The sequence below is a fragment of the Pseudomonas sp. H3(2019) genome, from assembly GCF_007713465.1.
Classification (GTDB): domain Bacteria; phylum Pseudomonadota; class Gammaproteobacteria; order Pseudomonadales; family Pseudomonadaceae; genus Aquipseudomonas.
This window is the reverse complement of record NZ_VMSG01000010.1, coordinates 47,652-72,350: the sequence shown is the minus strand read 5'-3', so window position 1 is coordinate 72,350 and position 24,699 is coordinate 47,652. Positions and strand designations below refer to the sequence as shown.

At 59.1% G+C, this 24,699-nt stretch carries 21 protein-coding genes; 15 read left to right on the top strand and 6 right to left on the bottom strand.

Translation table 11 applies throughout. The features are described 5' to 3' along the window. Positions 1-92: 92 nt before the first annotated feature. A complete protein-coding gene (locus tag FPT12_RS12290; RefSeq protein ID WP_145016496.1) occupies positions 93-818 on the top strand; it encodes an autoinducer binding domain-containing protein in 726 nt (241 codons plus the stop codon). Between the two features lie 30 nt (positions 819-848). Next, the gene (locus FPT12_RS12285; RefSeq protein WP_145016495.1) at positions 849-1,511 is read left to right on the top strand and encodes an acyl-homoserine-lactone synthase; all 663 of its coding nucleotides are present in this window, start codon (positions 849-851) and stop codon (positions 1,509-1,511) included. Here FPT12_RS12285 and FPT12_RS12280 read toward each other — a convergent pair. Next, positions 1,493-2,773 carry a serine/threonine transporter gene (locus tag FPT12_RS12280; protein ID WP_145016494.1) on the bottom strand — a complete coding sequence of 427 codons (1,281 nt, stop codon included), beginning with the start codon at positions 2,771-2,773 and terminating at the stop codon, positions 1,493-1,495. The genes FPT12_RS12285 and FPT12_RS12280 overlap by 19 nt on opposite strands. A 493-nt stretch (positions 2,774-3,266) precedes the next feature. Here FPT12_RS12280 and FPT12_RS12275 point away from each other — a divergent pair, with 493 nt between their 5' ends. The 4 genes from FPT12_RS12275 to FPT12_RS12260 all read left to right on the top strand — a co-directional run bounded on the left by FPT12_RS12275 (position 3,267) and on the right by FPT12_RS12260 (position 7,090). Beyond that, positions 3,267-3,791, top strand: a complete 525-nt coding sequence (locus FPT12_RS12275) for a cysteine hydrolase family protein (RefSeq protein WP_145016493.1) — start codon at positions 3,267-3,269, stop codon at positions 3,789-3,791. A gap of 808 nt (positions 3,792-4,599) precedes the next feature. Then, positions 4,600-5,106, top strand: coding sequence for a DUF4822 domain-containing protein (locus FPT12_RS12270; protein WP_145016492.1), 507 nt, complete (start codon positions 4,600-4,602; stop codon positions 5,104-5,106). A 143-nt stretch (positions 5,107-5,249) separates the two neighbouring features. Then, positions 5,250-5,690 carry a hypothetical protein gene (locus tag FPT12_RS12265; RefSeq protein WP_145016571.1) on the top strand — a complete coding sequence of 147 codons (441 nt, stop codon included), beginning with the start codon at positions 5,250-5,252 and terminating at the stop codon, positions 5,688-5,690. Positions 5,691-6,139: 449 nt separating this feature from the next. Then, the gene (locus FPT12_RS12260; protein ID WP_145016491.1) at positions 6,140-7,090 is read left to right on the top strand and encodes a 2-hydroxyacid dehydrogenase; all 951 of its coding nucleotides are present in this window, start codon (positions 6,140-6,142) and stop codon (positions 7,088-7,090) included. 15 nt (positions 7,091-7,105) lie between these two features. On the opposite strand, the gene tssA is transcribed toward FPT12_RS12260, so the two are convergent. From tssA to FPT12_RS12235, 5 genes are all read right to left on the bottom strand, one after another. Then, positions 7,106-8,209, bottom strand: coding sequence for a type VI secretion system protein TssA (gene tssA, locus FPT12_RS12255; protein WP_145016490.1), 1,104 nt, complete (start codon positions 8,207-8,209; stop codon positions 7,106-7,108). Beyond that, entirely contained in the window at positions 8,206-12,024 is a 3,819-nt protein-coding gene (locus FPT12_RS12250) for a type VI secretion protein IcmF/TssM N-terminal domain-containing protein (protein ID WP_145016489.1), read from the bottom strand. Before FPT12_RS12250 ends, tssA begins: the two co-directional genes overlap by 4 nt. Beyond that, the gene (locus FPT12_RS12245) at positions 12,021-12,788 is read right to left on the bottom strand and encodes a DotU family type IV/VI secretion system protein (RefSeq protein WP_145016488.1); all 768 of its coding nucleotides are present in this window, start codon (positions 12,786-12,788) and stop codon (positions 12,021-12,023) included. Before FPT12_RS12245 ends, FPT12_RS12250 begins: the two co-directional genes overlap by 4 nt. 18 nt (positions 12,789-12,806) lie before the next feature. Then, positions 12,807-14,138: a type VI secretion system baseplate subunit TssK gene (tssK, locus tag FPT12_RS12240; protein WP_145016487.1), complete on the bottom strand. Its 1,332-nt coding sequence runs from the start codon at positions 14,136-14,138 to the stop codon at positions 12,807-12,809. 65 nt (positions 14,139-14,203) lie between these two features. Continuing rightward, positions 14,204-14,674, bottom strand: a complete 471-nt coding sequence (locus FPT12_RS12235; RefSeq protein ID WP_145016486.1) for a type VI secretion protein — start codon at positions 14,672-14,674, stop codon at positions 14,204-14,206. 205 nt (positions 14,675-14,879) lie between these two features. On the opposite strand from FPT12_RS12235, the gene tssB reads away from it, so the two are divergent. From tssB to FPT12_RS12190, 9 genes are all read left to right on the top strand, one after another. After that, complete coding sequence (tssB, locus tag FPT12_RS12230) at positions 14,880-15,440, top strand: type VI secretion system contractile sheath small subunit (RefSeq protein ID WP_145016485.1); 561 nt, start codon at positions 14,880-14,882, stop codon at positions 15,438-15,440. Between the two features lie 28 nt (positions 15,441-15,468). Then, on the top strand, positions 15,469-16,962 hold the full coding sequence (tssC, locus tag FPT12_RS12225; protein WP_145016484.1) for a type VI secretion system contractile sheath large subunit: 1,494 nt from the start codon (positions 15,469-15,471) through the stop codon (positions 16,960-16,962). Positions 16,963-17,036: 74 nt separating this feature from the next. Then, positions 17,037-17,537 (top strand): Hcp family type VI secretion system effector, encoded by a 501-nt coding sequence (locus FPT12_RS12220; RefSeq protein WP_145016483.1) that lies wholly within the window; start codon positions 17,037-17,039, stop codon positions 17,535-17,537. A 15-nt stretch (positions 17,538-17,552) separates the two neighbouring features. Then, a complete protein-coding gene (gene tssE / locus FPT12_RS12215) occupies positions 17,553-17,996 on the top strand; it encodes a type VI secretion system baseplate subunit TssE (RefSeq protein ID WP_145016482.1) in 444 nt (147 codons plus the stop codon). Next, a complete protein-coding gene (gene tssF / locus FPT12_RS12210; RefSeq protein WP_145016481.1) occupies positions 17,980-19,770 on the top strand; it encodes a type VI secretion system baseplate subunit TssF in 1,791 nt (596 codons plus the stop codon). The genes tssE and tssF overlap by 17 nt, the downstream gene beginning before the upstream one ends. Next, entirely contained in the window at positions 19,734-20,759 is a 1,026-nt protein-coding gene (tssG, locus tag FPT12_RS12205) for a type VI secretion system baseplate subunit TssG (protein ID WP_145016480.1), read from the top strand. The genes tssF and tssG overlap by 37 nt, the downstream gene beginning before the upstream one ends. Positions 20,760-20,761: 2 nt before the next feature. Beyond that, a complete protein-coding gene (gene tssH, locus FPT12_RS12200; protein WP_145016479.1) occupies positions 20,762-23,311 on the top strand; it encodes a type VI secretion system ATPase TssH in 2,550 nt (849 codons plus the stop codon). A 27-nt stretch (positions 23,312-23,338) separates the two neighbouring features. Then, the gene (locus FPT12_RS12195) at positions 23,339-23,884 is read left to right on the top strand and encodes a hypothetical protein (protein WP_178098730.1); all 546 of its coding nucleotides are present in this window, start codon (positions 23,339-23,341) and stop codon (positions 23,882-23,884) included. 138 nt (positions 23,885-24,022) lie between these two features. Beyond that, positions 24,023-24,664 (top strand): hypothetical protein, encoded by a 642-nt coding sequence (locus FPT12_RS12190; protein WP_145016477.1) that lies wholly within the window; start codon positions 24,023-24,025, stop codon positions 24,662-24,664. Positions 24,665-24,699 lie beyond the last annotated feature (35 nt).

Sequence of the window (24,699 nt, the reverse complement as noted above, 5' to 3'; positions counted from 1 at the left end):
CGCTTGCGATGGCCATAAAGGTGTCATTAAACATTGACAGCGAGTCGTCGTGGACTAGATTCCCTCCTGTGCACGGAATCAAGGCGACTGCCATGGAAAGGGATAGAGATTTCATGCAATGGTGGAATGACCTGCGCATGAAAGTACTCGAGCAACAGAATGCGCCAGGAATTTTTGCGCTTCTGGAACAGGAAGTTCAGCAACTGGGTTTTGATTACTACGCTTACGGAGTACGCCATTCGATCCCCTTCACCCGACCCAAAACCGAGATCTACGGTTCTTACCCCCTGCAATGGATGGAGCATTACCACCAGCAAAACTATGCCGCGATCGATCCTTCGATCCTCAATGGATTGCGCTCCAACCAACTGATCGTGTGGAACGATGCCCTCTTCGACCGCAGCCCCAACCTATGGCATGAAGCCCAGGACTGGGGTCTGCGAGTCGGGGTGACCGTGCCCGCCCACGCGCCGAACAACTCACTGTGCGTACTCTCGGTTGCGCGCGATCAAACGGCCGTTGCCGAGGCGCAGTACGAGGAAATCCGCTTGCGCCTGCGCTGCATCATCGAACTGGTGAGCTCACGGCTCGGCGACATCGCCCACCCTCCGACACTCGGCGAAACCATCGAGCTCAGCCAACGCGAGCGGGAAATCCTGCAATGGACCGCAGACGGCAAAAGCTCCGGTGAAATTGCGCTGATCCTTGGCATCTCGGTGAATACCGTAAATTTCCATCTGAAAATTGTTCAGAAGAAGTTCGGTGCTTCCAACAAAACCCTGGCGGCCGCCTATGCAGCGGTGCTTGGGCTGATCTGACCCCTCACACCACGATAAGGACATCGACCCATGATCACCGTTATTTCGCGGCACCATCACGAACTCTCTCCCGGCCTGCATGACGACCTGGGCCGCTACCGGCACAAGGTCTTCATCAAGCACCTTGGCTGGCAACTCGAGACCTCCAGCGCATTGCCAGGGCGCGAATTCGATCAGTTCGACCACAACGAAACGCGCTACATCATCGCCCTTGACCCACAGCAACATGTCCACGGCTGCGCCCGGCTACTGCCGACCACCGAGCCGTATCTGCTGTCCGAGGAATTTTCCTTTCTCTGCGACCAACCCGTCCCACGGCGCAACGATGCCTGGGAAATATCGCGTTTTGCCGCCAGTGCGCTCGAACAGGGAAAACTGCCAATGCGGGTGTTCTGGCACAGTTTGAACGCGGCCTGGGAGCTGGGCGCGAACGAAGTGGTCGCGGTCACCACGCCGGCGCTGGAGCGTTACTTCTTGCGTAATGGCGTGCTGCTGAGACGTCTTGGCCAACCGCAACGGGTGAACCAGGATCACGTGGTCGCCCTGAGCTTTGCGGCGTACCAGAAAAACGGCCGCGCTGCGCTTCTCGCGCAGTCAGCGGCCGTTACTTCGTTGAATCAGGCGTTTATGCGTAACGGCCCGGCCCGGGCTTTCCGGACCGAGCCGCTACGGACTCAGGCTGTCAGCGAGTAGATCAGCGCCGAAATCGCCACCAGGCCTACCAGCGTCACGAAGACGTTAGAGGCCTGGCCGCGATAACGCGCCATGGCCGGTACCTTGCGGATCGCGTACATCGGCATCAGGAACAGAATCGCTGCGATGACCGGGCCACCGAGGGTTTCGATCATCCCCAGAATGCTTGGGTTCAGTGTTGCGACGATCCAGCAGACCACCAGCATGAACGCTGCGGTCATACGGTCCAGGGTCTTCGGTGCCGGACGACGACCGCTCTTGACGATCAGCCCCTTGAGACCTTCGCTGGCGCCGATGTAGTGGCCCAGGAACGATTTGGAAATCGCCACGAACGCAATCAACGGCGCAGCGAACGCGATCGTCGGATTGCTGAAGTGGTTGGCCAGGTACGACAGGATCGACAGGTTCTGCGCCTTGGCCTCAGCCAGTTGTGCGGGCGACAAAGTCAGCACGCAACTGAAGACAAAGAACAGCACCATCACCACCATCAGGGTGTGAGCGCGGGAGAGGATTTGCGAGCTGCGCTCTTCGGCGTGCACACCATAACGACGCTTCTGGTCCACCGCAAAGGCCGAGATGATCGGCGAGTGGTTGAACGAGAACACCATCACCGGAATCGCCAGCCATAGCGTGTGCAGCAACGCCGAAGGCTCGGGCAAGGTGCTCGCGGTTTCGAGAATGCCGCCGTTCCAGTGCGGAATCAGGAACACCGCCAGAAACAGCAGCGCCACGATGAACGGATACACCATCAGGCTCATGGCCTTGACGATCATCTGCTCGCCGCAGCGCACCACGGCCAGCAGACCTAGGATCAGCACGAACGACAGAATCGCCCGTGGCGGCGGCATGATGTGCAACTGGTGTTCGAGGAAACTGCCCACGGTGTTGGTCAGGGCAACGCTGTAGATCAGCAGGATCGGGAAGATCGCGAAGAAGTACAGCAAGGTGATCAGGGCGCCGGCCTTGATCCCGAAATGCTCTTCGACGACTTCCGTGATGTCTGCCCCCGCGCGACCGGATAGCACGAAGCGGGTCAGGCCACGGTGCGCGTAAAAGGTCATGGGGAACGCCAACAACGCCAGGATCAACAGCGGCCAGAAACCGCCGAGGCCTGCGTTGATCGGCAAAAACAGGGTACCCGCACCAATCGCCGTGCCAAACAGGCCCAGCATCCAGGTGGTGTCATGGCGATTCCAGCTGCTGAGGCTTGCTGGTGCCGCCGCTTCATAGCGTTCATCAACGCTATTGGCCTGATCATTCATCCGGTCGGATCTCCGCATTCCGGTCACTTGCCACTCGGTCAGGACGAGTCAGAAAAAGCTGACAGGCAGCGCCCTGGCCGAAACAGGGGCGCGATTGTCCGGGATTAATCAGCAGAAGCAAAGACTTAGCTGAGGAATGGTTATACGGATCAGATGCTCGGAAATGGCGTTACGCGCCACTGCCCACACAATCCGCCGGCTGAACGCGAGAATTCCGTAGAAGCTATTTAATGGAAGGAGTCGCTTAATCGGCGAGCCGAGCGCACTCAATAATCGCCATGCAACTGCATTGACATGTTTGCCGGACCCACTGCATGATCGGCTTCATGAACTTCTCTGCGCTGAACCTCACCCGCACGACCACGACCGCTTCCGGCGGGTCGTGTGGTGGCTGGCTGAGATAAATACAGCGCAGTGAACCCCAGGCCCCGCCAGCAATGGACGGAGCCTTGTTGTTTCTCCCGTCCGTTCGGCACTTCACGGAGAAACACCTATGTCATCGGCACTTTTGATCATCGATATGCAAGTCGGTCTGTTCAACGGCCCGGACAAGCCCCACGACGGCGAGCGAGTGCTTGCCAACATCCAGCAACTCATTCGCCAGGCCCGGGAGTGTGAAGTGCCGATTTATGCGGTACGCCACACTGGTCCTCAGGGTTCGCCCATCGAGGCTGGAAGTGCCTTTTGGCACTTACTGCCCGACCTTGAACTGGACGCCAGCGGCGACATCCTGTTCGACAAGACCAGACCCAATGCCTTTTACGCAACGTCCCTGACGCAGCAACTGCAGGCAAACGGGATCAATGACCTGTTCATCGTCGGCATGAAAACCCAGTACTGCATCGACAGTACCTGCCGAGCCGCGGCCGACCTGGGATTCAATCCCGTTCTGGTGGCCGACGCCCATACCTGCATGGACACACCTGTACTGCCGGCCCGGGCAATCATCGAACACCATAACGCGACCTTGAACGGTGCATTCGCCAAAATAGTGAACACAGCAGACGCCAGGTTCTGACGTGCTGAAAAGATCGCAGCCTTCGGCAGCTCCTACAGGATCACAATCGTTGCGGCGAACGTGGTCAATGCAGGAGCTGCCAAAGGCTGCGATCTTTTGATCTTGCTTCTATTATTGGTGATTGCCAAGCCGCTCTGGTACGGGTTGAAACGATCAACGACTATCTGCCGATCCTCGAACTTCGAATCCAGGAAAGCATAGGCCACAGAAGCTTACGCAGCCCTATCGCCCCTACGGCTTTGATACGCCGATGTAACGGGCCAAGAGCCGAGACTACTCACTTGCGCTCACAATGTGGCGTCATAGAGTGACGAAGCCCCCTTGTGCCAATGGAATAGTTTGTAACTGCGTTACTTCATTTGAGTTGTCAGTATTGCTCATCAAGCCATCTTTGCGATCCAAATACGTACGAAATATCTGACAGTCGCCCCATCAATCAACAGCGAGACAAATTGTTACTTCAAGGACAGAAACGCTGAATTGTTACAAGCGGCTACTTGGCCATTGAGCCACCCTCATACTCCGCCTATATTTACACGCACTGAATGTCAGTGCTCGATGTTGAGCGACATGGTAATACTCCCTTCATGCGCGAATTAATAAAAATATCAGGGTACAAATAACCAACACTTTGATATTGAGAAAACCGGATCCAAAACTGATTATTGGTTCGTGAATACGCACACAAGAGGAAAATGTATGCCTCACGGCAACCACCGTTCAAAGCCTTGCCCAGCCAAGCCCTACGACAAGGCGATAACAAGCGAAAAACGAACGTCCTTTCCTACAATTTGTCGGGAGTTATCGTATGCAAAAAAATAATACTGCTTTTACATGCCTACTTCTTGCGGGGCTGCTCTGTTCTTCCAGCAGTTATGGCCAACAAGCGCCACCCACCGCCGACATTCACGCGCTGGCATCTTCTCCTCGATGGCTAACAACCAAGGTCTATATAGAAGGGGCACCGGAAAAAGACGTAAAAGCCAATTATCCTGGTGTAGTTGGAATATCGACGTGGGACCCTGAGCGCAATCGCTATGAATTTTTTTACACGAACACGGGACAGTCAAAGTATAACAATGGAGGCGGAGGTTATTTCTTTGTCACTGGCGATCAAAAAACACATGTTCTGGTACCTGATATCGGACCAATCCGAACCATTACCAGAAGTTTGGAAAAACTAAATCCGCATGAATTTACATATTCACGCGAAGTACCTCGCGACATGCTGGACACCAACCCACCTGTTCGAATTTATGTGGTTCACGCCCCCTACACGGGAACTGTAGAGACAAAGACAGCCATGCCACATTAAGGCAGTCTCAACAATATAAACAACACGCATTGTTCAATACCGTTGGCTCGACGACACCAGGCACACGGATCAAGCCCGCTTGACTGCAGCGGCCTACACATAGAAGTTAATTTAATTTTAAACTTAAAGGATGACATGTGAACATGCAGAAAAAAATCAAATCATTATGGGTGTCTACATTGCTGATGTCCGCGGCCTTCTGTGGCGGCGCCTATGCACAGTCCGTAACGACTCCCACTGCAAACAGTGCGGTTGCCACGCCAGATAATGCACTGTTGCTGACCGTATTCTTGAAACACGATCAGTCACGACCATTAGGCGAACTGAAGGCTCAACTTGCCAAACAGGAGTTTTACAAGGTATTTCCACCTGCGGGGATAGAGGTCGTCAGCTGGTATATAACAATGGGCATCGGGCAAGTCATCACGCTACGCTTGCCAGCCTCTCGCCTACCAGAAGTAAACCTTGCTCTCGAAAATACGGCCTGGGGAAGTTACAGGACGGAGTTCTATCCTACGTATGATTTCAAATCGATAGCGCTGGCAGAACATAACAAGGCACAACAAGTGCAACCTGCCCAGTAACCCCGGAATGGGTGCACAGCGTCTTTACCAAGACCTCGGGTTTGTACGAAAACTCGCCGAGCGGCGATCAGGCAAGGCAAAAACAGGCGAGGAACGGCTAGGGTCGCACCCGACTTTAGGCCCCTGAATGAGCATTATCCGCTGCGCGGCCCCTTCGGGCCGTCCTTCGGAGGTTCTCACTCCGTTCGTCCGAGCGTGTTTTTAACGCAGCCTGATCTACGCTTCTCCAGACATGCCTTCACTTTGGGGCCTTGTGAAGAGCGGTGCGACTACCTGCGTATGGTCGTCGGTCAGCGTCTGCCGCACCAAAAAAGAGGACTGGAGGAATGGCCCGGAAAATCAGATCCAGCTTACCTGAGACGCAAATTTTCTTTGTCTGGCCAGCGGTCCAGGCTACAAAAAATACCGCATAATCGGTCCCTTCACCCCCCCTCAGGAAGAGCCCATCCATGCCTATTACTGTTCTCGTCCTGGTTGAAACGATCAACGACTATCTGCCGATTCTCGAGCATCAGGGCTTCCACCTGATTCTCGCCCCCACCCCCGCCGAGCGCGCCCAGGCCATCGCCAGTCACCGCGGGCAGATCGACGCCGTGCTGACGCGTGGCCCACTGGGGCTGTATGCCGACGAAATCGCCGCGCTGCCGAACCTGAAAATCATCTGCGTGATCGGTGCCGGTTACGAGCAGGTCGATCTGCAAGCCGCCAGCGACCGGGGTATAACCGTCACCAATGGCGCTGGCGTAAACGCCTCGTCGGTGGCCGATCATGCGATGGCCTTGTTGCTGTCGTTGGTGCGTGACATCCCACGGTGCGACGCGGCGGTACGCCGCGGTGAATGGCCGAAGATCATGCGCCCGTCCCTGGCCGGCAAGCGCCTGGGCGTTCTGGGGCTCGGCGCCGTCGGCATGGCCATCGCCAAACGTGCCGCCAATGGCTTCGACATGACGGTGAGTTACCACAGCCGCCAGTTGCTCAGCGACGTCCCCTACGACTTTTGCTCGACGCCCACCGAACTGGCTCGGGTCTCTGACTTTCTGATCGTATGCACGCCCGGCGGCATCGGCACGCAGCATCTGGTCAACAAGCAGGTGCTGGATGCCTTGGGCCCCCAGGGTTTTATTGTCAACATTGCCCGCGCCAGCGTGGTTGCTACCAGCGACCTGATTAGCGCGCTCGAGCAACGGCGGATCGCCGGTGCCGCGCTCGATGTATTCGATGAAGAGCCTCAGGTGCCGGATGCGCTCAAGGTATTGAGCAACGTGATCCTCACGCCGCATGTGGCCGGCCTGTCGCCGGAAGCGACCAAGGGAACCGTTGAACTGGTCGGGCAGAACCTGATGGCGTTTTTCTCCGGTCGTCCGGTGTTGACGCCCGTCAAGTTGCCCAAGCCGCTCTGAGAGGAGCTGCGATGTTTAGAGCACACCCAATAACGTCCAGAGTCGACGCGACTCCGCGTCAGCCGATATCAGCTCGCCCAACAGTTCACTCAGCGGTTTATTGCCCCACTCCACTCCGCGCCTGATCAAGTAAGGCACCGGGCTGTGGGGCTCGGTACGCGCCAGGTATTCGGCAATCAGCAACAGCTGCCGATAAGCCTCTTCGCGACTCACCGGTTCACGCAGTGCCTGTTGGGCTGGCGCAGCCTCTGGCTCCGGAGTGTTTTGTGGCGCCTGGACCTGCGGTGGCTCGACCGGGGCCTGGGTGGGTTGACGTGGATACATGGCGATGAACTCCTGAACGAGCGTCAACAGCGCCTCGATGATGCCCCGCAATGATTTGTAGCCTGGCGCCTGATTGCCCAGGTAGGCATCACTCCAGTCCTCCAGCCGTTGCAGATGCTGCAAGCTCAGCAACAGGCTGCCTTGGCTGCGCAACCAGAATGACAACGGTGTCGCGCGAATCTGTTCGGTGAGTTTTTTCTGCTCGTTGCGCGCGGCTTCAGCTGAGGTCTTTGCGGCCTTGGTGTCATTGACCATCACCTGCTGCACTTGCAAGCGCCGCCAGTCATCCAGGCAAAAATCCGCGAATTCGCTGGTGCGCGTGTCGAACAGCGGCACCCGGGTGAGCAGGATTTCGCTGTAGCGTCGCGCCAGCCATTCGAGAGGAATCACCCGCCACGACTGATCGCCCTCCTCGGCCTGAGGGTGAAGTTGCTCGGGGTAGCGCTCGCATAAACCCGCCACCAGCGCCAGGCTGCCCGGCAACCCTTCCAGGCCGTCCAGATGTAACCAGGCCTCGCCAAGCCAGGCACTGAGCATCAAGTCCTTGCTGCGTTCCAGTAGCAAGCGGCTGGCGAGCTTTGCCTGTTCCGGCCATTGGGCACGCTTGATCGACGACTGCCAGACTCCCGTCGGCAGGCTGGTATCGTCTTCACGGCGCAGCTCGCGCAACTGATCGAATTCAGGCTCATAGCGCAGGTCCTGGCCACAGGGCGCTTCATCGCTGATCGGTTCGAGCAGCTGTGCGATCAACTCCGGCAGTGAAGGGGGTAATGGCGATAGCGACGGTAGACTCACAAGCCCTCCTCGTTCGTCACGATGGCCGCCGTCGAACCCGTCGATATAAAGGGTGAGCGCGGCGCACGGGTCGGCAACGGTTGAATGGACAACGGCAGTTTTGATCCCTGAGTCATCCATGACAGGCGCATGAACATCTGTGTCGGCTCCTCAATGCTGGTACTCGCGGCGACCGGCAAGCGCAAGGTCAGCGGAAAATCGGTGTAGTCCATGCTTGGCTGGCGCTGATTCGACTGGTGCGAACGCATCAGCCGCAGTAAGGACCAAGGGCCGCCGTACTCCCAGCCGGCCTCCAGATCCCTGATCACCAGGTTCGGTTGCAACGGGTCGCTGACCGGCCGCTGAGGACCATTCCTGGCCCAGCGCAACGTCAACCTGACGGGCTGGCCGACCATCCAGCGCAGGTTCTGCTGGGTCTCGCCGGGATAGCTGATCTGCTGATTGCCGGCATTCAAGCCCCAGGCGATGACCTGATCGGCGCCGTGCTCTTCCTCGCGATCAGTGCGCCAGCGCACGTCCATCTCTACCCCCAGAATGCCGCTCTTATCTCGCACAAACAGCGGCCCGAGCCAGGTGCTGGCCTGTTTCAGACGGTTGAGAAAATCCTCGGCGGCCAACCGTTCCGGCGTCTGGCTGAGCAACAAACCGGCTTGCGCCACCGGCAGGCGCTTGTCGATCAGCTCCAGCAAATGCTGGACCCGCGCCGGGTCGGCATCGGACACTTGTGTGCCATTGGAGAATGGAAAACGCTCGGCCAGATACTGATTGAAATAGTTGGCCAGGTCGTTCCATGCCGCCGAAGCCTGTTGCTGCTGCAGCGACTGACAGCGCTGCATCGCGGTTTGCTGCAGCTCCTGGGCCCTCAGGGCAAGCGTCCCACGGCCGCCGGAAAGGTTGGCGGTTTGCAGGATTTGCGCACAGGACCCGGCATCCATTTCGATAAAGTCCCGACTCACCAACTGTTCGATCTGTGCCGCAGAACTGGCAGGATTCTGCTCCTTGTACTTGAGCAGTTCATCATTCAAGGCACTGAACTGCACAACCCGTTCGTAATCCAGTCCCGACAGATTCTGCTGCTGGACCTTCAGCCACTCCAGCGCCGGGGTACGTTGTTCGGTGATGTTCAACATGGTGTTGAACTGCTGCTTGAGGCTCAGCTTCAGGTCCTGCACATCACTGGCACCGTACAGCTGCAAACCGAGGTTTTTCGAACCATCCCAGCGCGCAATACTGGTCCTTTCGCTGAACAGCGGCTGGGCGATTATTTCGTTCAGGCCACTGGCGACCTCCGCCAATGCCCGGCGGTTGAGCGCGTTCTGCAAACGGGTGGCCAGGTCACTGCGGCGCAACTCGACAAAGGCTTTCTGCAACGCCACCGCCTGCGAAGCCTGCACATTGAACCCTGTGCCTTGCTGCACCTGGCCGCCCTGCTCCTCCAGGCTGAGCCACATCGCCTTGGCCGCCGCCCCTTCCGCCGCCTGGAGCAGCGCGCCCCGGTACGCCGGCGGGATACGTGGCAACTCCTCGCTGGCGTAGCTTTTGTAACTGGCGAAGTAATTCAACGCACTGTTGAGACCATCACTGTCGGCGCTCTGACCCTGAGAAGCACTGAGGCTGGAATCATCCTGACGCAGTGCGATAGCCACAAAATCGCGCTTGAACAACGCCTGCACGGCGTTATCCAGCTGGCTGACATGCTCTTGCAACGCCAGTTGTCCGCTGCCTTGCTGAACCAGCAAATTGCCACGCGAGCCGGCCTGGGCAATCCATTGATCACGAAAGCTCTGCTGCAACTTCGACGCCTGCATGTCCAGTTGTTGCTCCAGTTGCGGCCCGAGCAAGGCGCTTTGGCGGACTTTATCCATCAGCTCGCGGTAGCCCGGTACCAGGTCCTGACCCTTGCCCCGTCCCCACGCCGAGTTGGTCAAGCCAAGCAACGCTTGCAGGTCGTCAATCAGCGCCCTCAAGTCCTCGAGTTCGCTGAGTGAATTGCCACTGCCGGACTCCAGCCGCTCCAGGTGCAACTTCAGGTAACCGGCCTGACGCACGAAGTTGTCAGCCAGAAAGTACTGGTCCAGCCAGCGCTCCATCAGTCCTTCAAAATTCGTCGAGATGGTCGAGCGTTCCGTGCTCAGGTCCAGCGCTTTCAACCCGCTGGTGTCGGAATTGAGCAGCACCCGGTTATAGAAGGCCGAGCGGCGCAACGTGCCAACGTTGAGGTTCAGCGACAAGGCGTTATTGCTCAACAGCACCAGGTCATCGAGCGGGCTCCGGGGATTGTTCAACGCCTGATTGAACCACTGGTTCTGTTGTTCGAGACGCACCGCGCGCTCGACCAGTTCCTTGGCCTTGACGTAGTTCTGCCATTGCGCCGGGTCTTCGCTTTCGACGTTCACTCGACGTTCGGTATTGCGGATCGCCTTGAGCTGCGCCAGGTCCGACACCAGCAACTCTTGCAGCGGCACCAGCAAGTGCCGCTGGGCGGTCAGCCGCAACTCGTCTTCCAGCTGCGCATCCAGTGAGGAAAACCAGGAGGTGGGAAAAACCACCGAACTGAACGTCCAGCGCGGGGCGCGTTCCAGTACTCGCCAGAAACTTTCGACGTTACGTCGTGTCGGTTCCAGCCGATGGCTTTCGTCCGTGACCGCGACATAATTTTTCTGCGCACCTTGCAGCAAGCGCGACAGCTCATGGGCATCCTTGACCGAGTCGTGCCAGACCCAAACCATACCAATCGCCCAGACCAGGCCGACCACCAGCGCCACCACGCCGGTCACCCGTTGCCAGCGTTGGCGCAGCCGTAAAATCCGCGGTACAACCTGAGCCACGCCACGTTCGGCGACAATCCGGCGCTGCCACAACTGCCGGGCAAACGCGCTCTGTTGCAACACCGTGTCATAGGCCGAGAAGCTCTCCCGAGTACTCTCCGGCGCTTGATTGGCGGTGAAGTAAATCCCGCGAAAACGTGGTGCCTCGCCTTGTGCATTGCCCTGGAAAACCGGTTCAAGCAGGGTTTGCAGTGTGCGCCGCAGCACTTCGAAACGATCCGGCAGGGCAAACAATTCACTGCTCAAATGCCCGGACAAGGCGCCGACCTCGATGATCGATTCAGACAATGCCCGGCTCACCTGATCCAGCGCCTGATCACTCCATTGCGATTGCCAGACCGCCTCAGGCGCATACGGCGACGACCAACCCAACGCACGTTCCTGCGCTTCAACCGGCAATGCAGTAATCAACGCCTGAAAGCCCGGCAGTTCTTCCATCCCGGTAATGACTACGTACACCGGCAAGCTCAGACCAAAACGCTGCAACAGATCGATGAAGCGCCGCCGTGCCGCCAGACCGAGGTTGGCAGCCTGCTCCGGATCGCTCAGTTGACTGGCTGGCACGGTCCAGATCACCGCGTCCAGTGGCCGCTTGCTGCGCAGGCGCACGATCAATCCCAACAGGCGCCACCAGCCGCCCCGTTGCAGGTTCAAGCCTTCATCCGGCAAAAACAACGCCTGTGGCACCACCAGCACTGCACCCTCGGGGTCCGACCACCAGCGCCCGAACCAGGCCGGTTTGTCGGTGGGTTGCAAGCGCCATTGGGCACACAGTTGAGTGCCCTGGGTTTCGTTGCCAAGCATCAGCAGCCACGGAATCTGGTAGCGGTCCTGTGTGCCCTGCTCCTGCTCCATGTGCCGGACCGACAGATAAAAACTGCGAATCGCGGCACCGCTCTGGGTGCGCAACCACCACACCGCCGCCAGCAACACCGCCAGCAACACGAGCACCGCCACGATGGTTGCGACAATCCCCAGGGTACTCATGAGTCTTGCTCCTGGGCCGCTGCCATTTCGGAAAGGTGCATGACCGGCTCAAGCTCCTGACGGATGTCGCGCCAGAACATCTGCCCCAACCCGGTCATCAACAGCACGACACCGAGGATCGCCAGTGCCAGACGAAAGCCGTCAGGTAGCGACAAACGCATGGGCAACTGCACGGGAGTCACCGCCGAAGGCTGCTCCAGCCGGGTGCTGACATCGGCGTAATCAGGCTCGTGCTGCCAGGCAAACGCGAACAACGCCAGCCGCCATTTTTCATGCTGGAGCTGATTCTGTTCGCCGCGCAGACGCCCTTCAAAACCCAGTACCAGGCATTGCAGATACACATTGGCCAGATCCCGGGTGGCCGGCACCTGGTCGTCGAGCAAGGTCTTGATCGCCAGTGGCAACCGTTCGCCCGCCTGACGGCTGGCATACATCCGTGACTCCAGCGGTTTGTCCTGCCAGGCAAACTGACCCGGCCAGGAAGTAAATAACAAGGTCTCGTCGATCAGTGCGACAAACGCATACACCACGGCGGTCACCTGTTCGGTGGCGGCATCACCGACTTTGGCAAACGCGGTTCGCCACAAACGCTGGGTAATCTGTGTAGAGAACTCGACGACGGCCTCGACCAACGCCTCATCGTCACTGTCTTTGGATTGTTCGTTCCAGGCCTGCGACCACTCTTGCCAGGCCTGCCGAAAAGCACTGCTCAGTGGCGCTTCGTGGAGGCCTCGTGCACCGCTGCCGACGTTCCCTTCAGGCATTTGACTCCCCTTCCCTGATCAAGCGTTTTCATTGGCCTGAGCGACAAACAGCACCACTTGCCACGGGCTGCTCGCCAGTTGCGAGGCCGGCGCGACAATCTGCAACGGCAGTTGCCCGTCGAACCATTGCCCCTCTGCGGTGACCACAAACAACCGGGTATCTTCGCCCACGCTGTAAGCCACCTGTTCGTTGCGACTCATGGCCTGATGCGCCAGACCGCGCATACGTTGTCGACCGAGCAGGGCAACGTGCGGCGCGGAGGCGATGATCGCGCGGCTCAACCATTCACTCGCAGACTGCTCGCTTGCGCCATTGGGCATGCGCAAGCCGATCACCAGGCGCTGGCTCGGTTGATCGTCGGGCAACTGGATCGAGAAGAGGTGTTCATGGCGTTCGAACGGCAGGCTACGATAGCCGGCGCGAATCAATTCGAGAGTGTTGTCCAGCCAGTCGAGCACGCTCTCGTAGCCACGCTGCAACTCGAGAAAATCCAGCGCGGCGAAGGCCGGCACCCCTGCCAGCGGATCAAGCGCCGACCAGGCACCGGCCAGCCCGAGCAGCAGACCATACAACGCCTGAGGCGTCGCCAACCGACTGTTCAACAAACCCTCGACTTCCGGCAGACGCGCCCAGAGTGCGGTCAATTGGCGACGAATTTCCGCTGCATCATCCTGATTGCCAGCTTGCTGTGCCTGGCGCAAGCGACCGGCCAGAAACATGCATTTCTCTCGGGCCCGGGCGCACAGACCGGCGACCCGACGGCCCAACACCGACTCCGGCAACAGACACGGCGTCGGCGCGGTGTAGGGCAACTGCAAAAAGCCGCCGCCTTCCTTGCGAACACGCAGCAGCGGCACACAGATCGAATCGGCCTTGTTCAGTTGCGTGCACAAACGCGGATTGGGTCGCCACACCGTGATCGACTCGGGGTATTGACCGCTGGTGAGGTCTGGCAAGGCATCGCCGATTACCGATTGCAAGCGTCCGGTGAGCGGCAGTAATTGCCCGGCACGCCACAACGGGCTGACCGCGAGGTACACGGTCACGGTGGCATTGTCCGTTGCATTGACCGCTTCGCTGACATCGAGCTCCAGCATCGGCCCCACACCGGCCTGCACATTGATCGGCAAACCATCCGGCAACGTCGCCTGCAAGTTGAGCAAGCGAACGTGCCCGGCACTGAGTGCCGAGGGGTCGATGTCGAGATGGGTAACACCCCAGAACCAGGGGTTGCAGGCCTTGGCGAAATGCGCGACCAAGGCTTCGGCGCGCAGCCCTTGCAACTGAAAATGCTGGGGCAGCAATTGCATGCCCTCGTGCCAGCAAACCGCGTCAGGTAGCAAACTCATACGATTCCCTTCGACGTCGAACGGCGCCGCGCGTGCCAGCGGCCTGGCGATCTGTTCAGTGCTGATCAGTGCGCAGTGTCGCTGACCAGTGTCATCTCGCGACTGTCGAACTTCAGCCAGGCCTTGCTCTGATCGTCCAGTCGAAGTCGGTGCGCTCCGGGTGTGTTATAGCTCGCGAAGATCAAAAGTCCAGCGGCCCGCTTGCCGCCCAGGGGGAAGGGTTGTTGATCGATAAACTGCCCTGGAACCAGCTCCATTCCCCAGACCGTCATCAACTGCCGGTAGTCGCGTTGAAACTGCTCGCGCTCGCTGAACCATTGCCGAGCGGTCAGTGCCGACAGCTGTTTGAGCAGGTCCGGATCATTCACCGCGACGAAATCCACGGCAATCGGGGTGTCGTCATTGGCATGGGCGGCGACGTCCAGCGTCAGGCTATCGAGATCGACTCGCGGCCCGAACAACGAACAGCCTGCGAGTAACAAGAACGAGAAAGAGCTAAAAAATCCTGCGCGCACAATGAATTTTCCTTTTCTCATGACGGTCAAAAATTGTTTTTGTTTGCTTTTTTATAGACCTGTTCTAGCGTCTTGGATAGTTCGGTCAGCACGACGAATGTGGAAGGTTCGTCAAGGGAATGACAGGTCCCACTGCCTCCCTTTCTAACCTACGGTTCAGCAAGGGAATGCGATGAGCGGGCCTCCCGAAGCATTGCTCCCACCCAATGCATCGGAGTCCGCCACCATGGCAGAAAGTACTCAGCACAAGCTCGACAGGGTCCGTCCGCCCCGTGTGCAAATCACCTATGACGTCGAAATAGGTAATGCCATCGAGAAAAAAGAATTGCCTCTGGTGGTCGGCATTCTTGCCGACCTTTCCGGCAAACCGCTGGAGCCCCTCCCAAAACTGAATGAACGGCGCTTCACCGAGATCGATCGCGACAACTTCAACGAAGTGCTCGCCTCGATCGCCCCGCGCGCCACCTTGCAGGTCAACAACACCCTCACTGGCGATGACAGCAAGCTCAACATCGAGCTCAAGTTCGGTCATATCGATGACTTCGACCCGGTCAAGGTGGTCGAGCAGGTGACACCGTTGCGGCGCCTGTTCGAAGCCCGTCAGCGTCTGCGCGACCTGCTGACCAAACTCGATGGCAACGATGACCTGGACAAGCTGCTGCGCGATGTCATCGCCAACACCGAAGGCCTGCAAGAGATCAAGTCGGCCCGGCCTGAAGTGCAGCCTGAAGAGCAACCTCCTGCACCTGCCGGCGATACCGACACGGCTCCGGAAGCTCAAGCCTGATCGTCCATTCATTTAGGGAGAAATTGCCATGCCCGCCTCATCCAGCGCCCAGGCCCAAGCCCAAGCCAGCGAGAGTGTGAACGAGACCTTGTCTCTGCTCGACCGAATCATCGCCGAAGGGCGAATGGCCCACGACGAAAGCCAGAAGGATTACGCCCGCGACATGCTCGCGGAGTTCGCCACCCAGGTTCTTGACAAAGACATGGTCGTCGACAAAGACACCGTGGCGATGATCAATGACCGCATCAGTCGGATCGACGAGTTGATCAGCACCCAGCTCAACGAAGTCCTGCATCACCCCGACCTACAGAAACTCGAAGCCTCCTGGCGTGGCCTGCACCTGCTGGTGCAGAACACCGAAACCAGTTCCCGACTGAAACTGCGTTTGCTCAACGTGACCCAGAAAGAGCTACAGAACGATCTGGAAAAAGCCGTCGAGTTCGACCAGAGCGCGCTATTCAAAAAGATCTACGAAGAAGAATACGGAACCTTCGGTGGTCATCCGTTCAGCCTGCTGGTCGGTGACTACACCTTCGGCCGGCATCCGCAGGACATCGGCCTGCTGGAGAAACTTTCGAACGTTGCCGCTGCGGCCCATGCGCCGTTCATTGCCGCTGCCAGCCCGCGACTGTTCGACATGAACAGCTTTACCGAGCTCGCGGTGCCGCGTGACCTGTCGAAAGTCTTCGAGAGCCAGGAACTGATCAAGTGGCGCTCCTTCCGCGAAAGCGAAGACTCGCGCTACGTGTCGCTGGTGTTGCCGCACTTCCTGCTGCGCCTGCCTTATGGCCCGGAAACCTTGCCGGTGGAAGGCATCAACTACGTTGAAGACGTCAACGGCAGTGACCACAGCAAATACCTCTGGGGCAATGCGGCCTGGGCCCTGTCGCAACGCATCACCGAAGCCTTCGCCAAATACGGTTGGTGCGCGGCGATTCGCGGTGCCGAAGGCGGTGGCGCCGTCGAAGGACTGCCCGCCCACACGTTCCGCACCACCTCCGGCGATCTGTCGCTCAAATGTCCGACCGAAGTGGCAATCACCGACCGTCGTGAAAAAGAGCTCAACGACCTCGGCTTCATCGCCTTGTGCCACAAGAAGAACAGTGACGTGGCGGTGTTCTTCGGTGGCCAGACCACCAACAAGTCCAAGCTCTACAACACCAACGAGGCGAACGCCAACGCGCGGATCTCGGCCATGCTGCCTTATGTGCTCGCGGCGTCCCGCTTCGCCCACTACCTGAAGGTCATCATGCGCGACAAGGTCGGCAGCTTCATGACCCGCGACAACGTGCAGACCTACCTCAACAACTGGATCGCCGACTACGTGCTGATCAACGACAACGCTCCCCAGGAAATCAAGGCGCAGTACCCGCTGCGCGAGGCCCGGGTGGACGTTTCGGAAATCGCCGGCAAGCCGGGTGCCTATCGGGCCACGGTGTTTTTGCGGCCGCACTTCCAGCTCGAAGAGCTGACGGCCTCGATCCGCCTGGTCGCCACCCTGCCGCCACCGGTAGCCGCCTGACCTGCCTCCCGCCGGCCTGGCCGGCGGGTTTTTCTTTGCTTATCTAACGCGATTTTCTTCAGGAGTTACAGGCGATGGATTCAATCATTCTCGACCTCGGCGGCGACATCAAAGGCGATAGCTTGCTCGAGGGTTACAAGGACAAGATCGAAGTCATGTCCTACAGTCACAACGTCGCAATGCAGGTGACCAACGACGTCAGCAACTCGGAGCGTACCTCCGGCAAGCCGCACATCGGCGAGTTTACTCTGACCAAGTTCGTCGACAGCTCGACCCCGACTCTCAACGAGTACTGCTGCGCCGGCAAACCGATCCCGGAAGCCAAGATCACCATCGGGCGTAATGCCGCCGAAGGCAGCGGCCAGTTGATGCCCTTCATCATTTACACCCTGACCAACGTGGTGCTGTCCAACGTCAGCGTCAGCGGGGGCACGGGCGGTAAACCGGTGGAAACCCTCTCGCTGAACTTCACCAAGATCAAGTGGGAACTGACCGCCCAGAAAGACGATGGCACCAAGGAAGGCACGGCCGCTTCGACCTGGGACCTGGCCGCCAACAAGCTGATCAAGGGCTGATGGAGTACCCCGACAATGACCGGCACCGGCATTCTGCCGCCGCTATTCGAACGCCTTGCCGCCAGCGAGGCGGATACCGTGCAGGCATTCGATCGCCAGGCACTGTTGGAGTCGGTCCGTGTCGAGTTGCTGCGTTTGTTCAATACCCGTCGTGGCCAGCGCCCGCTGACCACGCCGCCAAGCGTTATTGACTACGGCATCGCTGACTGGACTGCACTGCAGCAACAGCGCAGCGACGACCGTCGTCAACTGTCGCGGCAGATTCGCGAAGCCATCGACGCCTTCGAACCACGCCTGCGACTCGATGCGGTCGACGTCACACCGGTCCCCGAAAATCCGCAACAGCTGAGTATCAGGCTGCAAGGTGAGCTACGCAGCGGCAAGCAGCATTGGCCTGTCGCATTCGTCATCGAGAACGCCGGCGATGGACTTGAGGTGCGCAATGAGCGACTCGATTGACCCGCAATTGCTTGATTATTACCAACGGGAACTGACCTGGCTACGCCATGCCGGGAGCATTTTCGCCGAACGCTATCCCAAGGTTGCCAGACGCCTGGAGCTGTCTCCCGGCGAATGCCCGGACCCGCATGTCGAACGTTTACTGGAAGGTTTCGCCTTGCTCGCGGCGCGCCTGCAACGGCGACTCGACGACGATTACGCCGAGTTCAGCGACGCACTGCTGGAACAACTGTATCCGCTGACCATGCGGCCGCTGCCGTCTTGCGCCATCGTCCAGTTCGAGCCGGATCCGAGCAAGGGCAACCTGGCCGGTGGTTACCCGCTGCCGCGCGACACGCCGTTGTACGTCACCACCCGCCACGGTGAAAGCATCCACTTTCGCACCAGTGCCGCCGTTCACCTCTGGCCGCTGGAAATCAACGAAGCCTTGCTGCTGGGAAGCGACGAAGCCCAGGCCCTGACCGGCGTCGCCCAGGCACGCTCGGCCCTGCGCTTGAGCCTGCGCTGCCTGGGTCAAAGCCAATGGGCAGAGCTCGGTATCGAGCAGTTGCGCCTGCACTTGGCCGCGTCACCCGTGATCAACGCCAACCTCTACGACTTGCTCGGCGCCCATGCGATTCAGCTCCTCGCCGGGCCACCCGGCAGTGCCCCGAAAGTGCTGGCCGGGCTGCCGAAAATCGTCGGTTTCGCCAATGATGAAGTCCTGCTACCCGATGAAGACGGCGTGCATCCGGGGATGCGTTTACTCGCCGAGTACTTTGCCTTCCCGGACAAATTCAATTTCTTCGACGTGCCGCTGGCGGGTGCAATCAGCGACAACCAGACGCTGTATCTGTACATTGTTTTCGACCACGCACCCGGCAGCCGCCTGCACTTGCAGGCCAGCGATATCGCGCTGGGTTGCGCGCCGGTGATCAACCTGTTCCCGCGGACTTCCGAACCACTGCGCCCGGACGGCACTCGCAGCGAATACCGCCTGGTTGCCGACAGCCATCGGGAAAACAGCGTCGAAATCCACAGCATTCGTGCCCTGCGCGCCAGCACCTTGCACGGAGTGCAGCGTGTACCGGCGTATTACGGCAGCCAGCACGGCGGCAACCACCGCTGCTATTGGCACGCCCGGCGCATCAGCGGCATGACCCCAAACCGCTTGGGCACCGACCTGATGCTGAGTCTGGTGGACACCCAGCTCGACCCGTTTGAAGAAGTGACTGAACTGAGCCTGACCGCCGAGCTGCTCTGCACCAATCGGCATCTGGCCCAAAGCCTGTCGGCTGGAACACCGCTGGGCTTCGAGCGGCCGGGGCCGATTGCCTCGGCGCGCTTGCGTAATCCGCCGAGCCCGCAAAGCCTGCCGCGGCTGGACGGTGAATCACGCTGGCGGCTGGTCTCGCAATTGACCCTCAATCATTTGTCATTGGTCGAAGGTCCGCAGGCGCTGGACGCACTCAAGGAAATCCTCGCGTTGCATAACCTGCGTGACGAGGCCAGTGCTCTGCGGCAGATCGAAGGTCTGCTGAGCCTGAGCTGCGAGCGCGTCATTGCACATGTTGGTGAGGACGCCTGGCGCGGCTGGCGCAATGGTCTGGAGGTTCGCTTGCAGCTCGATCCGCAGCATTTTGTCGGCACCAGCGCAGTGCTGTTTTCAGCGGTGCTGGCGCAGTTCTTTTCACTCTATGCCACGGCCAATCGCTTCGTGCGCACGGTGCTGGTTGAATCAGACAAGGAGATCAAGGCATGGCAACCCCAAGCCGGCATGCCGCTCTCCCTCTGAGCCTGAGCCAACAGCTGCGCCGCGATCCTCAGGCGTTCGAGTTGTTGCAGGCCTTGTTGCTGCTCGAACGCGAGCATCCGCAAGCCGAATCGCTGGGCAGCGGCACTGCGCCGCAGGCTGAAGCGCTGCGTCTGCGCGGCCCGCTGACGCCGTTGTTCGCTGCCAGCCAGGTTGAAAGCCTGAGCGACGAAACCGGCCACAAACCGACCCTGACCACCCCGGTTTTCGGCCTCGGCGGGCCGGATGGGCCACTGCCTTACGCCTATCAGGAATGGCTGCAACAACGGGCCCGCGCCAAGGATTATGCACCGGCCGAATTCCTCGACCTGTTCCAGCACCGACTCCTCAGCCTGCTCTACAAAGTGCTGCGAAAACACCGGATTGCCGTGGGCTTTTCGGTGCCGGGCACGACACCGGTGCACGCTCAGTTACGAGCGTTGACCGGCCTGCTGCCCAAGGCCCTGCATGATCGTCAGGCGATTCCCGATGCCGCCGTGCTGGCGTGCAGCGCGTTGTTTGCTGACGGGCGCCGTTCGCTTGCAGGCTTTGCCGCCATCGTGCGCGAACAGTTCGAATTGCCGGTCGAGCTCAGCGCCTATCACGGCGCCTGGCGCGAGATTCCACCCGCCAGTCGCAGCCGCTTGCGGCCTGGTGGGCGCAACCTGCAACTGGGGCGCAGTGCCGTGGCCGGCACGCGAGTCTGGGACGAACATGCCGGAATTCGTCTGACCCTCGGCCCGCTGACACCCACCCAGGCCGCTGCTTTCTTACCGGACGGTGAAACGCACGCGGACTTGGCCAGCCTCAGCGCGCTGTATTTCGGCCCGGACCTGGAGTGCACACTGGTGCTGCTGGTGCGTGGCGCCAGCCCGATCAAACTCGGTCGCCAGACACCGCCGCTGTTGAGCTGGAACGGTGGCCTGCAACGCCAGTCCAGCCTCACCCTGCAACGCATCGAGACTCGTCTTCGTCAGCTGGAGATCACCTGAACATGGAACTGGCCAGCCTGATCGGACGCCTCAACCCGGACAACCGCCGCGCCCTGGAACGGGCCGCCCAGCGTTGCCTGCAACGCGGTCATCATTACGTTGAGATCGAGCACCTGTTGCTCGAACTGCTGGAAATCGAGGGCGGTGACTTCGCCTACCTGCTGCCACGTTTCGGCCTGGAACGCGATGCCCTGACGGCGGAAATCAACAAGGCCCTGGAACTGTTCAAGACCGGCAGCACCCGCACCCCGGCACTCTCGGCGCAGACCATCGGCCTGTTGGAAGACGCCGTGGTCCAGGCCAGCGTGCTTGGCCTTGAGAGCATCCGTTCCGGCCTGTTGCTATTGGCGTTGCTCGACCGTGATGAACGCCGCAGCCTGTTGCTCAACAGTGCGTCGTCGCTGCTGCGCATTCCTCGGGATGCCCTGCGTAGCAATCTGCTGGAATGGACCGAAAGCTCCCGCGAACACGTCGGCGGCCCACGTCCGGTAGCCACGGCCGCCGGTAAACCCCAGCAGAAACAGGACTCGGTGCTCGACCAGTTCACCCAGGACCTGACCGCCGACGCGCATGCCGGGCGCATCGATCCCATCGTCGGGCGTGACGGCGAAATTCGCCAGTGCATCGACATCCTGCTGCGCCGTCGCCAAAACAATCCGATTCTGGTCGGCGCGCCCGGTGTCGGCAAAACCGCGGTGGTCGAAGGCCTGGCCCTGCGCATCGCCGCCGGGGACGTACCGCCGTCGCTGCAAGAAGTCAGCCTGCGAGTCCTAGACCTTGGTTTGTTGCAGGCCGGCGCCGGGGTCAAAGGGGAATTCGAGCAACGGCTCAAAGGCGTGATCGATGCCGTCCGCAGCGCGGAAAAACCGATCATCCTGTTCATCGACGAAGCCCACACCCTGATCGGCGCCGGCGGTGTCGAGGGCGGAAGCGACGCCGCCAACCTGCTCAAACCGGCGCTGGCCCGTGGTGAACTGCGGACCCTCGCTGCGACCACCTGGCTTGAGTACAAAAAATACTTCGAGAAAGACCCGGCCCTCGCCCGACGCTTCCAACTGGTGCAGGTCGAAGAACCGGATGAAATCACTGCCGTGGAAATGCTCCGTGGGGTGGCCGCCAAACTCGAACAGCACCACGGCGTGCAGGTGCTGGATGCAGCGATTCATGAGGCGGTGAAGCTGTCCCATCGCTACATCTCTGGCCGGCAACTGCCGGACAAGGCCATCAGCGTGCTCGACACCGCCTGCGCGCGGGTCGCCCTCGGTCAACACGACGTCCCGCCACCACTGGAAAGCCTGCGTCATCGCCAGCAAAGCCTCAAGGATGAAGTCGAACGCCTGCGCCGCGAACAGGCCACCGGCCTCGATCACCGTGAGCGCATTACCGTGCTCGAGACCGAGTCCACCAGCAACGTGCAGGCCATTCGCGAGCTGGAGATTCGCTGGAGCGAAGAACGCGTCGCCGTGCGCGAGCTGCTGGAAACTCGGCGCGAGCTGCTGGCCTTGAGCGAACGCGCCGACAATGACAAACCGGACGACGTCACTGATGGACGCCTCGACCATCTGGCCGCCGAACTGCTGCGCCTGGAAGCCGGCCTCGACGCCATTCGCCAGGACGACCCGCTGGTGCCGGAACAGGTCGACGCGAAAACCGTCGCCGCGGTGATTGCCGGCTGGACCGGCATTCCGGTGGGCAAGATGCTCGCCGATGAAGCCCACGCGGTGCGAACTCTCGGCCAGCGCATGAGCCAACGGGTGATGGGCCAACGCACCGCGCTGAACACCATCGCCCAACGCTTGCAGGCGTATCGCGCCGGCCTCACCGATCCGCAAAAACCGGTCGGCGTGTTCCTGCTGGTCGGCCCCACCGGCGTCGGCAAAACCGAAACCGCCTACGCCCTGGCCGATGCGCTGTACGGTGGCGAACGCAACCTGATCAGCATCAACCTCTCGGAATATCAGGAAGCCCACACCGTCAGCCAACTCAAAGGCGCCCCGCCCGGCTACGTCGGCTACGGCAGCGGCGGCGTGCTCACCGAAGCCGTGCGCCGCAAACCCTATTCCGTGGTGCTGCTGGACGAAATCGAAAAAGCCCACCCGGATGTGCTGGAGGCTTTTTACAACGTCTTCGACAAAGGCCTGATGGAAGACGGCACCGGCCTGGTGGTGGACTTCAAGAACACCGTGATGCTCGCCACCAGCAACGTCGGCGCCGAACTGCTACTCGACACACCGACCGCGCACATGGACAGCGATGCCTTCACCGAAGCCCTGCACAAAGTCTTGCTGAAAGCCTTTCGGCCGGCATTTCTGGCGCGCATGACCGTGGTCGCATACAGGCCGCTGGATGAGACGACGCTGGAAGGGATTGTGTTGGCGAAACTGGAGAAATTGCGTGCTCGCTACAAGGCCGCGACCGGCAAGCAGTTTGAGTTTGATGCCGGGATTGTGCAGGCCGTGTTGGCCAAGTGCAGCGCGGCGGGTGCGCGGGATGTCGAGAATGTGCTGATGACGCAGGTGACGGGGAAGTTGGCGGAGTGGGTGTTGGAATAGCTGTCCTCCTCCGATTGCCCAGTAATGATGAAAGCTGGTTATTTGAATGCTTTTTCTTTTACAGGAGTGACGAAAATCATGGCGTATGCGCAATCCACACTCACGGCGGCAAATATTTCCACACACGATCCCTGGACGCCCTTGGTGAACTCAATCATCAACACTGGAAAAATCTACGGCGAGGACGTGGAGGTGATTGGCGCGGTTGGCGGTACCGGGCTGGTGACGACTACCCGCGCGGGGATGCTGGTGCTTGACGGTCTCAAGATCGGTCAGAACAGGGCTCATATATCCATTGTCCCCAATGACTCCGGGATGTGGACTTATTTCCATGTCACGTTGGTCGGAGGAACAAACAATGGTTCGATCTATTACCAGCTTGAAGTTGACGAAGACAAAGAGCTTGATGTTAAAACATCTTCTAAAAGCCTGATGAAAGAAGAAGGCAAAAAGGCAAAAATATCCACAGCCACCCATACAATCAACTCCCAGCCAGAGAACCTGCTTGGTGAGATAACGATACTGATGCAGAAGTTGATCGGGAAGAGTTTTTCAGAAGGTGAAGCGACTTAGTCGAGGGATTACCACATGTTTTACCGTGAACAGAAAAATAGAAAAGCGGACAGATTTATTTTTGAAAGCCGCAAATCACTTAGGCGACATTGAAAATATATTTACCCCCTTTTCCACCGTTAATGAAAGGTTAACGTTATGTATCAGATCCAGGCTTTTTCTCAAAATAAAATTATGGCTCGGGTATCAACTCCAATACCAACAGCCGGCCTATGTTTCAGGGTGACTTTCAAATGGGCCGCATGCAATATGGCTGGCGGCAGATTCAAATACAACGAGTCCGAGATCAACGCGGATAAAACAGCAAGTAAACATGTAGCCTATCGCCAGGAAACCCTGCGCATGTACGCAGCTCACAATAATAACCTTAGTGCATCCGCGTTCAGCAGATACGTGCTACTTGACTGGCATGAAACTCGAGATTTCGTAAATAATTGGGGGCAAAGAATTGTCGATGCTGACAAAGCCGTTTTTTCCGGTATATCCGTTTTTCGCCAGAGAGATGAATCCATTCGCGAATGCCTGCATGAAATAGGTACAGGTCCGGGAGTAACTGTGCTCGCAGTTTTTTATGGACACAATTCAAACGGCTCCGCTTGGGGCCATGTAGTTGCATTTTGCGGAAGAGGCGCCCCCGGTACTGGAGGCCCCTGTTTTTTTGATTCCAATTATGGGGTTTATGGTTTTTCTGAAAACGACGACATTGGAACATGCTGCTGGGACTTCATCAAACACAACTATGGCAGTCCCGATGCCTTCAACACCATGGTACTCAGATGAGTATTAAGATTACAGAACGGGGACAATTTTATTTT

Bases quoted from the DNA above. Each gene is read 5' to 3' on its own strand.
- FPT12_RS12290 (WP_145016496.1), top strand. From the start codon at position 93: ATGGAAAGGGATAGAGATTTCATGCAATGGTGGAATGACCTGCGCATG.
- FPT12_RS12285 (WP_145016495.1), top strand. From the start codon at position 849: ATGATCACCGTTATTTCGCGGCACCATCACGAACTCTCTCCCGGCCTG.
- FPT12_RS12280 (WP_145016494.1), bottom strand. From the start codon at position 2,773: ATGAATGATCAGGCCAATAGCGTTGATGAACGCTATGAAGCGGCGGCA.
- FPT12_RS12275 (WP_145016493.1), top strand. From the start codon at position 3,267: ATGTCATCGGCACTTTTGATCATCGATATGCAAGTCGGTCTGTTCAAC.
- FPT12_RS12270 (WP_145016492.1), top strand. From the start codon at position 4,600: ATGCAAAAAAATAATACTGCTTTTACATGCCTACTTCTTGCGGGGCTG.
- FPT12_RS12265 (WP_145016571.1), top strand. From the start codon at position 5,250: ATGCAGAAAAAAATCAAATCATTATGGGTGTCTACATTGCTGATGTCC.
- FPT12_RS12260 (WP_145016491.1), top strand. From the start codon at position 6,140: ATGCCTATTACTGTTCTCGTCCTGGTTGAAACGATCAACGACTATCTG.
- FPT12_RS12250 (WP_145016489.1), bottom strand. From the start codon at position 12,024: ATGAGTACCCTGGGGATTGTCGCAACCATCGTGGCGGTGCTCGTGTTG.
- FPT12_RS12245 (WP_145016488.1), bottom strand. From the start codon at position 12,788: ATGCCTGAAGGGAACGTCGGCAGCGGTGCACGAGGCCTCCACGAAGCG.
- tssK (WP_145016487.1), bottom strand. From the start codon at position 14,138: ATGAGTTTGCTACCTGACGCGGTTTGCTGGCACGAGGGCATGCAATTG.
- FPT12_RS12235 (WP_145016486.1), bottom strand. From the start codon at position 14,674: ATGAGAAAAGGAAAATTCATTGTGCGCGCAGGATTTTTTAGCTCTTTC.
- tssB (WP_145016485.1), top strand. From the start codon at position 14,880: ATGGCAGAAAGTACTCAGCACAAGCTCGACAGGGTCCGTCCGCCCCGT.
- tssC (WP_145016484.1), top strand. From the start codon at position 15,469: ATGCCCGCCTCATCCAGCGCCCAGGCCCAAGCCCAAGCCAGCGAGAGT.
- FPT12_RS12220 (WP_145016483.1), top strand. From the start codon at position 17,037: ATGGATTCAATCATTCTCGACCTCGGCGGCGACATCAAAGGCGATAGC.
- tssE (WP_145016482.1), top strand. From the start codon at position 17,553: ATGACCGGCACCGGCATTCTGCCGCCGCTATTCGAACGCCTTGCCGCC.
- tssF (WP_145016481.1), top strand. From the start codon at position 17,980: ATGAGCGACTCGATTGACCCGCAATTGCTTGATTATTACCAACGGGAA.
- tssG (WP_145016480.1), top strand. From the start codon at position 19,734: ATGGCAACCCCAAGCCGGCATGCCGCTCTCCCTCTGAGCCTGAGCCAA.
- tssH (WP_145016479.1), top strand. From the start codon at position 20,762: ATGGAACTGGCCAGCCTGATCGGACGCCTCAACCCGGACAACCGCCGC.
- FPT12_RS12195 (WP_178098730.1), top strand. From the start codon at position 23,339: ATGAAAGCTGGTTATTTGAATGCTTTTTCTTTTACAGGAGTGACGAAA.
- FPT12_RS12190 (WP_145016477.1), top strand. From the start codon at position 24,023: ATGTATCAGATCCAGGCTTTTTCTCAAAATAAAATTATGGCTCGGGTA.